Here is a 14,865-nt window from a genome sequence, read left to right on the forward strand (position 1 = left end):
TATTAACTTGCTTCTTAAATTTTAGTATAAATTATTTATTACAAGATTTATAATATAATATACAAATTTATTACTTGTTTTTATAATTCAAGCACCTACTATTAGGAAAAGAGAATATTTCCTAATTAATTTAAAAATAAATTATTCATCCATTAATCTATACCATCCGTTTTTACAGTTATGGATACCCTAATTACATATAAAAAAGAGAGAAGAACATTGGTTAGTTCTTCTCTTTTTATTTATTTTTAAGATAACTATATATAAATTTTGCTTTTCATAATTCTTCATGAGTCTAGATAAGAAAAAAGAATCTAGTCCTTTTCTAGACTCAAAAAGAAATTTTTCTAATGTACATAAGTACAACGACATGAAAACACTTTGCTCTTAAATCCGCTACTTGTATTATTAATTGCATGAAACTCCTTCTTGAGAAAGGTTTTAATTTCTGAATATTCTGTTGACCATTATAACATATCCAATTTACAATTTAATTGTGGTGTTCTTTCACAATTAAACTACTTAGAATACACTTCATTTATTTGAAAACAATTACAAATAGAGGTGCTAAAATGAAAAATAGAGTAAATCCAGAATTATTACAAGGGTTAGAGATGTTTCCGGATCTCGATTTACGCCCGGAAAACTTGCAATCAATCAGAGAAGGAATAGCCCAAATGAGACCACCTACCGTTGTTGATGACTCCCTTTCGTTAACAGATAAAGTCATTGTTGGACCAGATGCTAATCCGTTACCATTAAGAATTTACCGTCCAAAATCAAATCATGAATCTTTACCTGTCTTATTATGGATACATGGTGGTGGTTATATCTTAGGTTCTATAGATGATAACGATGATACTTGTATGAGGTTTGCAAAAGAAGCTGGCTGTGTGGTCGTATCTGTAGACTATCGCTTAGCTCCTGAGCATCCTTATCCAGCACCAATCGAGGATTGTTATGCAGCTTTAAAATGGATTGCTGATAATGCAGAGTCATTAAACATTGATTCGAATCGAATTGGGGTTGCAGGAGTAAGCGCTGGAGGTGGGCTAACAGCAGCATTATCATTATTAGCCCGAGATCGAAAATATCCTTCGATTTGTTTACAAATGCCACTATATCCAATGATTGATGACAGAAATGATACACCTTCAGCGAATGAAATTAAAGAGGGATTTGTTTGGAACCAAAAGGCAAATGAAGCTGGCTGGAAAATGTATTTAGGAGAAATATATGGAACGGATCAAATCCCTGCCTATGCAGCGCCTTCTCGAGCTGAAGATTATAGCGACTTGCCATATACCTACACATTTGTTGGTCAATTAGATCCATTCCGCAGTGAAACATTAACCTATGTAAGCAAACTAGCGCAAGCTGGTGTTGATGTCGAATTTCATTTATATCCAAATGCCTATCACTGGTTTGAAGGATTAAATCCAAATGCCGATGTATCTATTTACGCTGTGAACGAAATCGTACAAGCAGTAAAGACTGGTTTCAAAAGAGTATCTAAGGTTAAGGCTTAATATCTTTACAAGAGAAACACTCATAAATAGCATACATTCGTGAGTGTTATTATCTATTAGCAATAGCCGATTCTTATTTAGAATCGGCTATTGCTATGTAAAATCCACCTAATATATCAAGGCTGAGAAACAGATATAAGATGTTTAGACGAAGTGTTTATTTCCTCTGCTACTGCTTTTATGTTCATCATGATTTGAAGCATTTCTTCTATTGTTGTCCTTGGATTAATAGAGCAAAGTCGAATTACTACTTTTTCTTTTAATTTAGTCGTACTTAGCATAGCAAATCCTTTTTGATTAATTTCTTCCACCAGTTTTTTGTTTATTTCATGAATTGTATCTGTAGATGTTAGCTTACAAGGAATATAACGAAAAGTAACAATTCCTAATTGGGCAGGTGTTACTACCTCCCAATCTTTTTCTTTCCCTAAAAACTCTTCAACTTGTTCAGCCAACATAATGCCATGATCTATTGCCTCACGAAAAGCTGTGACTCCAAATGCTTTAAAAGAAAGCCATACCTTTAATGCTCTAAATCTACGAGAAAGTTCAATTCCACGCTCCCCAAAATTCACTGTTTCTTCTATATTAGTTTCCGTATCCTTAATATACTCTGGGATCATACGGAACGTTTTACTTAAATATTGGCTATTTTGAATGAGTACACAACCAACATCATAAGGCTGAAAAAGCCATTTATGCGGGTCTAACGTCAAAGAATCAGCACGATGAATTCCGCTTAACAACTCCCTTCCTTTTTCACTAAGAATTGCTGCAGCCCCATAAGCACCATCCACGTGTAGCCATACATCTTCATCACCACATAGATCAGCCAATTCATCGAGGGAGTCCACCGCTCCACAATTCGTTGTCCCTGCATTAGCAATAACACAGAATGGGGTTTTTCCTTTTAATCGATCTTCTTTTATTTGCTTTTTTAAAGTACTAACTGAAATTCTTAAATCTTCATCTGTTTCAATTCGGCAAATTTGATGATGTTTAAACCCTAATACTTTAAGTGCTCGATCTACAGAAAAATGAGTTTGGTTAGAGAAATACACAACCGCATTTTCTATGTCATTGTTCAGCTTGACCTGTCTCGCTACAGTAAGTGCAGTCAAATTAGCCATAGAACCGCCACTGACAAATAGTCCTTCAGCTGAATCAGGGAATCCTAGCATTGATTTTAACCAGTTGATTGTCGTTAATTCAATTTGTTCAGCACCTGCACCTACTATCCAAGCTGTAGGAAATACATTAAACCCACTTGCTAAAAAATCTGCTACTACACCAACATAATTATTAGGACCTGGTACAAAAGCCATAAAATGAGGATGATCCACATGAGTAATTTGATTAAACACATTGTTATTAAGAAAATGAAGTAACTCATTTGGATTAGATCCTTTTTCCGGAATCGTTTCAATTAGCTTGTCTCTAAAAATATTACTATCAATTGTTTCCGAAACTGGTTTCCTTTTTAAATGATTCATATGATCAACAATCAAGTCAACCGCTTGATATCCTAACTGACGCATCTCTTCGGCTGATAACTGCAAGGTTTTTGTCATATAGTTTACTCCTATTCTATTTAAAAAGGCGAGTTCTTGCTCGCCTTTTTATTTTTTATAATTTGTAATCACCGATTGCTTGTATTGGATTTTGAAGAATCATGTTGATTAACTGATGCATGTGATTCAATATTTCTTGTATTTTCGCTTCTTCATATACGGTTTGATCATATCCAAACTTTATTGTAAGTTTCTCTTCAGGGAAGCACATAATTCCATACTTTACATGTGGCTCATCAACAACTTCGTAATCTGTGATAGCAAAATTTCTGTTTTCATTTGAAGAGAAGATAGCTTGGTTAGTTGGATAGTTTTCAAAAACCCAAAGATGGTCAGTTAACTGATTTTTTAATTCACTTTGCTTTTGTATATCAACAAATGAATAGTATGCATACTCATTACATTTCAATGTTTCTAGTTGTACTTTTTGCAGGAAATCTACAAAAGTTTGAGTTTCGGTCCATGCTAGTCGGATAGGTAAAACATTTGTGAACAGACCGAACATATTTTCAATTCCTTCTACTTCAGGAGGTCTGATTGATACGAGATTAGGTAATACTACTTCTCTCGTTCCGTTGTATTTGCCAAGCAATATTCCCCATACAGCTAGTAATGCCGTATTCATAGTTATATTGTTTTTAGTTACAAATGTCTGTAACTGACTAGTTAAATCCTTATCTAATGTTAAATCCATAAAAGTGAAGTTTAACCCTTCACTTTTAGTTGGCACTTTCCTTTTAGGAATACTAGTTTTTCGATTGTATCCTGCTAAATAATCTCGCCAAAAATGACGTGCTTTCTTATAATCTTGTGCTAAAGTCCAATTTATGAATGTTTCAAAAGGTTTTACCATAGGTAACTCCGCCGTAGTTCCGGCATTTTTTGTTTCATAGAGCTGGAATAATTCGTCTATTAAAATGCTGACGCTCCAACCATCACATAATAGATGATGCGAACTCCAAACCACCTTATGCTCGTTATTACCTAGTTGGAATATACAGAGACGGTTCATGAGTTCATCATTTTTGAATCCTTGACTTAAATTTTCACTCATCCACTGGTCTAGGAATTCTTGCTGTTCTTGTTTCGTCATCTTAATCAAGTTTTTTATCTCTGAAATCATTTGAACATCATGTAGAACTGCTTGCCAAGGTTTTGCTTGTTCATCTTGCACAATTATCGTTCTTAAAGAATCATGACGATTAACTAATTGTTGGAAACACTGAATAAAGAGATCAATATCCAGTTCCCCCTCAAGTGACCAAATTATTTGTTCAAAATATGCATTTGTATCAGGTTCAGTCGCGGCATGTTCATAAATAACCTCCTGGAAAGGTGCTAATGGGTAAATACGTTCTATTTTTATATCCGGCATTTTTTCTTGTATTTTGGTAAGTGTATGTTGATTAAGTTGTTTATCTTTAACATTTAGTAATGTAGCTTTATTATCGTTCATTATGTTTACATCATTTGTTTGTGAACTTGAAAACTGGTCTAGCTTTTTAATAAATTGAACCATGTCGCTTAATATAGGAAATGAAAATAGATTTTTTGGTTCAAGCTCAAATCCTTGTCGATACAGTCTGACGGATACTTGAATCGCTTTTATTGAATCTCCACCTAAGGCGAAGAAATGATCATTTACTCCAACTTGATCTATTTTGAGTACTTCTTGCCAAATACTAGTTAATATTTTTTCCATTTCAGTTTTTGGAGCAATAAATACTTCATTTTTTTGTTTCTCTGGAGTAGGGAGCGCTTTTCTATCTAACTTCCCGTTTGGAGTCAAGGGTAATTGTCCCAAATAAACAAAATAAGAAGGAATCATGTAATCTGGCAAGTGATCTCGCAAATGCTTTCGTAGTTCTGTTGTACTAATATTTTGCTCAGTTACCACATATGCAACTAAAAATTTTATTCCATTCTCATCTGTTTGATCAATTACGACAGCATGTTCGACTTGTTTGTAAGTTAGAAGATAATGAGAGATTTCTTCTAACTCTACTCGATATCCTTGAATTTTCACTTGGTAATCTTGGCGGCCTAAAAATTCAATATATCCCTCAGAATGCATTTTTCCACAATCTCCTGTTTTGTATATAAGACCAAAATCAGGATGTGACACAAACGCTTCATTTGTTTTCTTTTCATCATTTAAATATCCTTTAGCAAGGCCAACTCCCCCGATATATAAATCTCCAATTACACCAACAGGGCACATTTTCTTTTCATAGTTCAACACATAATACGTTTGGTTTGCCAAGGGCATCCCGTATGGAATACTATTCCAATGTGATTCCACCTGTTTGACCGGATAATAAATTGACCAAATCGATGCTTCTGTTGCCCCTCCTAGTGAAACTACTTCCGCAATCGGAAAATGTCGTTTTATTTTTTCTGGTAAAGAAAGTGGAATCCAATCTCCACTATGTAAAACTAAACGCAAAGAAGAATGTTCAAAATGAGAACCTACTTGATCCAATGCCAAATCCATGATTGCAGGCACTGTATTCCAAATTGTAATTCCTCTACGCTCGACGGTACGGATTAATTCTTGCATGTCTCTTGGATCACGAATCATTACCAACATTGCACCTGTGCTTAACGTTCCGAAAATATCGTATACAGATAGGTCAAAACACATGGAAGAGATACCAATAATACGATCATCTTCATTTACCTGATATTTTTGATTAATGTCTTGAATGGTATTTGCAACCGCTTGATGAGTAATAATTACTCCTTTTGGTTTCCCTGTACTTCCTGAAGTGTATATAATATAGGCAAGATCTTCTGGACCAGCAATAGCGGGCATATCTTTTGTTGTATATAATGACAAATGTTTTTCTTCATAAAGACTAGGTTCTAATAAAAGTTTGCATGAGCTATTTTTTAAAATATATGTTTGGCGATCTAAAGGATGATCGGGATCAATCGGAACATAAGCGGCACCTGCTTTTAAAATACCTAACATATTAACAATTGTGTCAACTCGCCTTTTTGCTAAAAGACCCACTTTGTCACCTAGACCAATGCCTTGCTCTTTTAAGAAGTGGGCAATTTGATTGGAGCGTTTATGAAGTTCCGAGTATGTTAACCATTCTTGTTCAAATACCACTGCTACTTCATCCGGTGTACGTTTTACTTGGTCTGTAAATAATTGATACAGAGTAGTTGAAGGTATTTTTTCTGTTGTTTCATTGTATTGCTTAATTAAAGTTTGATCCGATTCTTTCATCTGCAAAGATGTTATATCGCTTTGTTTCACCAATTGTTCCAATAAGTCAACAAATTGGGAAAACATTGCTTCTATTACATCAACATCAAACAACTCTTCAACATAGTTCCAGCTAATTAATAACTCTCCATTTTTTTCAATTACTACATTATCCAAATACACTTGTGGAGTCCGAGCATGAATATAGCGAAGAGAACCAAGTTGTTCCCAAGAGAAAGCACCTGCACCTGCTAACATCGAGGTGAAAACGATTGGCATAACTGCTTTTGGCGTCATTTGATGATAACGAGTAAAATCTCGAATAAAGTTAACTCCATCGTAATGACGATGTTCAAGGCCATCTAATAAAGTAGATTGCGTTTCTTTTACTCTAGTAAAGAAAGTTTGCTCTGGTTTTACATCAACATCCAATAAAATAAGCGATGTGAAATCTCCAACAATCTGTTCTACTTCATCATGAACAGGATAACGGTTAAATACAGTCAAATTAATTGCTAATCGACGTTGATTACTCCAATATGCCAACACATCACCATATATTGTACAAAGTAGAGCGGAAGGTGTTACCTCTTTCTCTTGTGCTAACTTTCGTAGCTTTGTCCATTTTTCATTGTCCATGATTTTTGTAAGTGATTGGAATTTAGGAGTAGCAATCTCTGCTGGATCCTTTTTTAACAGCAAAGAAGGTGCAAACGGAAAGTCAGGAAGCTTACTTGTCCAATAATCTTTTGCTGTTTTATATTCTTCACTTTGTTCCATTTCATCATAGATAAACATATAATCTTGAAAATCAAAAGATAGAGATTCTAATTTTTGATTTGGTTTATAATAATAATGCAACAAATCCTGTCCAACAATGTTCATGCTTGCTCCGTCCATTAATAAAGCATCGTATCGAAAACATAATAAATACGTGTCTTCTTTTAAAAGAAAGGCTTTTAATTCAAACAAAGGCCATTGCCCCAAAGGGAATACATGGTTAGTCATTCGAGAACGCTCTTCTTGTAAGCGAGCATTTTGATTCCTATCATCTAAATCTATGAGACTCACTATTTCAATCTCGTAATCAGGAACGCTTTGTAATATTTGCTGTTTTCCCTCTGGTAAAATTACAGCTCGCAACATTGGATGACGATGAATTACCTTTTGAAAACTTTTTGAAAGACGATTAATATCCAATTTTGTTTCATATTCAAAATATGTTTGAGGTGAAATACCACTTAATTCAAACTGTGAATTCCGTCCTAACATATACGCTGTCTGAACTTCTGTTAAGGAAAATGGCTTAGACAAATCTTTAACATGAGTTGGTCTACTTTCAAACTTTTCCTCTTTATGCTCTAACTTTACACAAGAACTCAGTTGAGCGATTGTAGGGTGCTTAAAAAAATCTGTTGTACTTATTTTTAAGCAGTCTTTTCTTAGTAAATTAATTACCTGAAGTGCTTTAATGGATTCTCCTTTTAATGCAAAAAAATTATCATGAATACCGATTCCCTCAATCTCCATAACTTTTTCCCACGCACGCACTAATTTTTGTTCAATTTCATTGCGCGGGGCAACGTATGGAATTGATACATAATCCGTTTGTGTTATATCCAATAACCTTTTTCTATCCACTTTTCCATTTGGATTCAATGGAATCTCTTCTACCTGAATCATTTTTTCAGGAATCATAAACTCAGGTAATTTATCACTTAAATATTTTCTGATTTCATCAAAAGACACTTTGCTATCGGATACATAGTAAGCAGCTAATAATTTCCTATTTCCATACACTTGATCAACAACGATAACTTGGTTTACTTCTGGATACTCCCTTAATTGAGTTTCGATTTCTCTTAATTCAATCCGATACCCCCGAATTTTCACTTGATGGTCCATTCGACCTAAATATTCAAGTTCTCCATTAGGCAACCAACGAACGAGATCACCTGTATGATACATCATTTCTCCTGCCTTAAAAGGACTCGGTACAAATTTTTCATCTGTTAGTTTATTTTTACCAAGATACCCTCGTGCTACCGCTACGCCAGCAATGCAGAGTTCACCGGGAATTCCAAATGGTTTTAATTGGCCATACTTATTCAATATATAGGAATGATAATTCGGATTAGGTTTGCCAATCGTAACTTCTTTGGAAGTGCTTAAGTCTTTCACTGTTGCGCAAATGGTTGTTTCTGTGGGACCATAAATATTTAAAATTGTTGCTTCACTGATACAACGAATTTTTTCAACCAAATCAATGGAAAATGCTTCTCCTGCTAATAAAATAGATTTTAAATCTTTTAGAAAATTTGCCCCTTCTGGATCACTCAAAATCACTTCCATTCGCGATGGCGTTGATTCCCATAAATCCACCTTATGTTTTTTGACTAAATGAGCCAATTCTTTTGTTGCAAACTGCTCCTCTGTAGCAATTACTACTTTTGAACCTTGCGTTAAAGGAAGACATATTTCTAACAAGGAAATATCAAAAGATACACTAGCAAGAAACAAGAATGATTGATTATCCTTTACTTTTTCTCTCATTACATTTAAAAAATGAACTAGAGATTTTTGTTCTATCATTACCCCTTTTGGATTTCCTGTCGATCCTGATGTGTAAATAACATAAGCCAAATCATTAGGATTATGTTCTCGTACTAAATTACTTTCTTCACCTTGGAAAAGATATTCTTTATCAAGATACAGTACTTCACCCGCAAATTGTGGCAATACTTCCTCTGTTCGCTTACTAAGTAAATATTTTGCTTGACTATCTTGTAACATATATTCAATTCGTTCATTTGGATAGTTAGGATCAATTGGTAAATATGCTGCACCTGCTTTGAAAATTCCCATCATGCCAATGATCATTTCTAATGACCGGTCTACCATAACCCCAATAATACTTTCCTTGGATACACCTTTACTTTGAAGAATAGAAGCCAATTGATTTGCTTTCTGATTCAATTCTTTATATGTTAAATATTGATCATTACAAACAACAGCGATTTGATCTGGGGTTTTTAACACTTGTTCTTCAAACAAATCTTGAAATGTTAGAGACAAGTCTATGCTTGTCTGACTGTTATTCCATCCTTCTAACAACTCTTTCTCTTCTTCTGCAATAATACAAATATCTTTCACTGCCAAATTCGGATTTTTTAATACTTGCTTTAAAATATCAAGATACGAATTTGCAAACTGTTGCAAAGAAGAAAACGAATGAGATTTGAAAGAAATTTGAATTTCAAATTCATTATGTATTTCATTCCATTTTCTTTGTATCCAAACCGCTAAATTATTCTCTGCATATTCTTCTATCGAATTTTTATTATGTAACCCTTCCATCCCAATAACAATTTGAAAAGGACTTAAAGGATGTTCCACTAATAATTCAGAGAGTGGGTACCCCTGATTGTCATAACCGAATAAAGTCGTTTCTTCAATCTGATTCACTACTTGTTTAAAGCAATGATGCGGATGGATTTCACTTCCTAAAGGAATCCATTTATTAAGATTCTCGCTTTGTTCAAGATTTTTTTCGATTACAGGAATACCAATAGTAATTCTTCCTTGATCTGTATAGTGTGCCAAACAAATCCTTAACGCGGCATGTAACCAGCTAAATAATAATAAATCTTGAGACTTACTTTCTTTTTGTATGCTTTTACTCAACTCTACATTCATTATGATTTGAACGTGCTCACAAGGATTTTCTTTATTTAGTTGGTAATCACTATTAAATACAGAAAAATCAAGAACCTCGGAAGATAATTGCTCCTTCCAAAACGCTTCTACCCCTTTATTTCCATGAATAGAACTTCGATCTTTAATGTGCATGTTTATCCCCCTAATATTCATTTCTTCTATTCGTTAATTTTCAGGCCAACTTCAAGCCCATGGAGAAATACTTGATGGTTATCCAAACATAAAAATTGCTGAATCTCTTCAAATTTCATATGACCAACTGAACAAACGCCTAAATTTACTGTCTCAGCAACCATATTTAAGGTAGCAGTGATAATGCCTGACTCAATACAAGCAAATAAATATCCATCTGAACCGTATTTCGGGATGGAAGCGTTCGCATTATAAACCAAATAAACTGAGAAGGCCGATTGAGTAAATAAATCCTGATTAATTAACTCATGATCACTTTTGATTACTTGATCAATGTTGTTTACAATCACAAGACTATTTTTTGATGGGTTATAATAATAAAATCCAGCTTTCATACTCTCTATACGTTTTGGTTTTACATAAACAAAGATATCAATGGGATAGAGCCCGCCTGCACTTGCGTAATGATAGTATATTTTTTCTTCCCTAACCTGTTTTAGAGTTGATAAGAATCGGGAAAATTCCGAAAAACTAATTTGTTTTTCCATATCAAATTGACGACAAGACCTACGTTCCTTGATTATAGTGGGTAGCTCATCTGTTGTTTCAAGTTGAATTTCGGTTGACCGTGCAGCAACGTGCGTGCGATTTAATTGTTCACTCATATACTTATCTAACTCTTCTTTAGAAAAGCGAATCTGGTTGCTATATGGATTTGGAAAAATCTTTTCTTGTGAAGAAAATACTTCTCTTGGGTGTAATATGTTACTTACTAACACACGATTTTTTATCATGAGCTCTATGGTTTTTTGTGTCTCTTCTACATTTCCTAACGAAAAGCGCTCTACTAGTTCACTGATTTTCACACCTTTTTGAGCCATAAAATAAAAATCAGGAAACCACTCAGACAGAATACCTGTAAATCTCATTTCCCCTATCAAAACTTCATTATGCAACTTCTCCCAATGCTTAATCGGAGACCAGTAGTAAATTTTCTCGCTCATATAATCCTCCATAAACGTTTAACTTATTTTGAAATGCAATTTTCTAATCTACAAAAATTTTTTTAGATTCTGCTCCTTGTCTCATAGTGATTATAAATACATGCACTTTAACGAAACTTGAAAATAATGAAATAACTTTTTCTTCATTAATTTTTTTTATTTCATCATAAAAAATGATTTTTCTTTGGATATTTCACATCCTTTCCCATAGTAATCCTATAAGGTATAAACCATTTATAACATTGAGAATATTCATGTATTTCCAATGTGAAATTATTGTAATGGATTGGAGAGCGGTTGAATATAGTTATTAAATCAAATAATGTTGAGAAAGTTTTATTTATTATATCGATAAAATTTTATGATGTAATTTATTACAAATAGATTAAGAAAAGAGTTTTAAATTTTTCTTAATCAGTTAGTGTGAAGATATCACATACTATTACATACAATTGAGTTACTTACATTTCAAATTCAAAATAGAGAAAAGACACCATTAAAGGTGTCTTTTCTCTATTTTAATTCCATATACTTTTTACGCCTTTGTTATTTTTAAACGATTTGTAGGAATTAATACAACTCGAACATCTAGCTCGTTATATGTTCGAATATATAATAAACATTATATGAATTACGAATGTATTTCATATAATTTTACAAATAAACTCAAAGATATCTTCTCCCCCTACTGTCACAATAGCAATAATCTATTGCTTATTTTTTTATTAAATTGTAATATAATTACAGTATGTGAAATTATATTACATTAACTTTAAAAACGAAGTGAGAATAACCTTTACTTCGCTTTTTTCATTTGCAATCCTTATTAACTTTGCTCAATTCAGTATTTATTTCCACACTCTTCGCTTTTATTTAATCGGTTTTTCTGATTTTAAAACAATGGAACTTAATGCAGGAACCTTAATTTTATTGTCATAGACAACATAAAGTGGTTTACTTCCCGCCTGCTCGCCATCTACTAGTACTTTCCAAGGCCCTTTCGATGGAAGTGTTATTTCAACAGCTTCTCTATTTGCATTGTGAGCCACTGTAAAGTATTCATATTTATTTCCCTCTATTGTATAAGCAACAGTATTTTTCGGAGCATCAATAAATGATACATGTGTTTTTATTTGCTCTGTAGATGTCATTCGAAAAGCTGGGTACTTTTTGCGTAATTCTATTAAGCCCCTCATATAATCTACTTCATTATTAAATGCTACACGGCGCAACCAGTCCATTTGGTTAATTGAATCAGGAGATTTGTAACTGTTATGATCACCATATTTCGTGCGCATAAACTCTTGCCCTGCATGTAAAAATGGAATACCTTGTGATGTTAATAAAATCGAAGAAGACAATTTGTGCATTTGTTTTCGCACTTCTTCACTGTCACCTGGATTAGTTAACTCAAGTTTATCCCATAATGTATGATTGTCATGTGCTTCCACATAAGTTAATACCTGTTCTGGATCTTGGTAGGTAGACGAATTTATATCGTAGTCAATACCTGCCGTAATACCTTTTTTAATACGATCTTCCATATTTTCCTTTCCATTTATAAAACCATTTTCTTTCTCCTCAAATACACTACCTTTCAATCCATCACGTATATTATCGTTAAAATGAGCAATCCCTTTCATTTTCTCAGCATTTTTTTGATTTGCTTTCAACTCCGCTGCAAGAGGTGTGTTTAAATCCCAGCCTTCTCCATGCAATATAATAGAAGGATCGATTTGATTAACAGCTTTACGTATTTCATTCATCGTTTCATAATCATGAATACCCATTAAATCAAAACGGAATCCGTCTAAGTTATATTCTTTTGCCCAATATGTGACCGAATCCACCATAAATTTTCGCATCATTTTTCGTTCTGAAGCTGTATCATTTCCTACTCCGGTTCCATTTGCAAATGTTCCATCTTCATTGTAACGGTAATAATAACCTGGAACTAACTTATGAAAATTAGATTCAGCAGCATTATACATATGGTTATATACTACATCCATTACAACACGAAGATTATTATCATGCAGTGTTTGAATCATTTGCTTTAATTCAGTTATTCGAACAGTTGGCTCATATGGATTTGTAGAATAGGATCCCTCTGGAACGTTGAAATTTTTCGGATCGTATCCCCAGTTATATTGTGGTTCGTTTAAATTCTCTTCATTTACTGATGCATAATCGAATATCGGTAACAACTGAACGTGCGTAATACCAAGATCTTTCATATGATCAAGTCCTGTTTTCACACCTTCGGGCCCTCTTGTTCCTTTTTCTGTTATCCCTAAATACTTCCCTTTCTGTTTAATACCACTTTCGGGCTGAATAGAAAGATCACGTACATGTAATTCATAAATAATAGCATCTTCCGGATTTTTAAATTTTGGCTTTTTGTTTGCTTTCCATTTTTTCGGATTTGTTTCTTCTAAATCAACAACTGCCCCTTTATCTCCATTTACAGAAGCAGCACGTGCATACGGATCAACTGCTTCTGTCCACTTATCCCCAGTTTTCACCTTATACGTATAAAGGAGGCCTTTTTGGTTCCCTCTAAGTTCTGCTTTCCAAGTTCCTTTTTCACCTTGTTGCATGTTTATTTCAGTACCTATTTTATCGTTCCATTTTTTATATGTAACTAATTTCGCTTCACTCGCAGTAGGAGCCCACACACGGAACTTCGTATGTTGTGGCGTATATATATTACCTAAATCGTTACCACCATAGTAAAATGAATGATCAAATTCCTCACTACGAATGACTTTACCGATTTCAGTATTCGCATCAGCTACGTTTTCGATTTTAACTTTGTATGATTGTTTTAAATCAATTTTCTGCTCCGTAATTATTTTAAACTTATTCGTAACATTCCCACTGTTTCTATCATAAGGACTAATATCCTTAATTCTAATGCCTTCAATTTCAATATTCCGTTCCTTAATATGAAACGGGACATTAGTCGTTACAGTAATTTCATTGAAACTATCAATAGATGCTTTTTGAATTGATAGTTCCGCAGAAGGCTTAGAGTTATATACTTTATCATCACCAGAAAGAATCCATACTTCAGCACGACCGTCCTTTATATTTTCAATCCAACGATCGCCACCATCTTTTTCCCACTCATTTGTACGAACGATAAATCCTACACGATTATAGTCACCATCTATATTCATTTTAGCGTACTTTCCAAATTCATCTTCACCAGTAAATTCATATGATGTACCATTTGCATTTTCTCCCCATATCCAAAGGTTCCAGTCTTTTGTATTTCCAGACTGCTCTTTGTAATGAATGATAACTTCAGTTGTTTTCGAATTTGAAACTGCCTTTACACTTTGAAAAGAGAAAACAGATGATAACATAACGATTATAGTAAGTAATAAAACTGATTTGTTAATTAATTTTTTTATCATTTGCACCACATACACCCTTTCTTTAAATGGTACGAACGTTATATTTTGCTCGTACTACATTACAGCTACTTAAATGAATCTAAAAATCTCTTATATTTCACCCCCCATATTGGCTGATTTTACATATGTATTTCAATGATCTTTTAATACGAAAACGTTTGCATTAATTGTTTTAAAAAATAGGTTTGTTTATGTCTTCATATATTTGTAAATACTAAAAGATCAGGAAAATCATTATAAAGCAATCGTTTGTTATCGCTTTCATTCTATAGT

Annotated in this window: 5 protein-coding genes; 1 reads left to right on the forward strand and 4 read right to left on the reverse strand. The window is 33.6% G+C overall.

Annotated elements, in window-relative coordinates; translation table 11 throughout:
- Positions 1–572: 572 nt before the first annotated feature.
- A complete protein-coding gene (locus AAG068_RS13355) occupies positions 573–1,529 on the forward strand; it encodes an alpha/beta hydrolase (RefSeq protein WP_342719635.1) in 957 nt (318 codons plus the stop codon).
- A 116-nt stretch (positions 1,530–1,645) separates the two neighbouring features.
- On the opposite strand, the gene AAG068_RS13360 is transcribed toward AAG068_RS13355, so the two are convergent.
- The 4 genes from AAG068_RS13360 to pulA form a co-directional block, all read right to left on the reverse strand.
- The gene (locus tag AAG068_RS13360; RefSeq protein WP_342719636.1) at positions 1,646–3,100 is read right to left on the reverse strand and encodes a pyridoxal phosphate-dependent decarboxylase family protein; all 1,455 of its coding nucleotides are present in this window, start codon (positions 3,098–3,100) and stop codon (positions 1,646–1,648) included.
- Between the two features lie 55 nt (positions 3,101–3,155).
- Positions 3,156–10,166, reverse strand: a complete 7,011-nt coding sequence (locus AAG068_RS13365) for an amino acid adenylation domain-containing protein (protein WP_342719637.1) — start codon at positions 10,164–10,166, stop codon at positions 3,156–3,158.
- 26 nt (positions 10,167–10,192) lie between these two features.
- Positions 10,193–11,170 (reverse strand): SagB/ThcOx family dehydrogenase, encoded by a 978-nt coding sequence (locus AAG068_RS13370; protein WP_342719638.1) that lies wholly within the window; start codon positions 11,168–11,170, stop codon positions 10,193–10,195.
- Between the two features lie 869 nt (positions 11,171–12,039).
- The gene (pulA, locus tag AAG068_RS13375) at positions 12,040–14,598 is read right to left on the reverse strand and encodes a type I pullulanase (RefSeq protein WP_342719639.1); all 2,559 of its coding nucleotides are present in this window, start codon (positions 14,596–14,598) and stop codon (positions 12,040–12,042) included.
- Positions 14,599–14,865 lie beyond the last annotated feature (267 nt).

Origin of the sequence: Bacillus paramycoides (assembly GCF_038971285.1) — a bacterium.
Taxonomy (GTDB): Bacteria; Bacillota; Bacilli; order Bacillales; family Bacillaceae_G; genus Bacillus_A.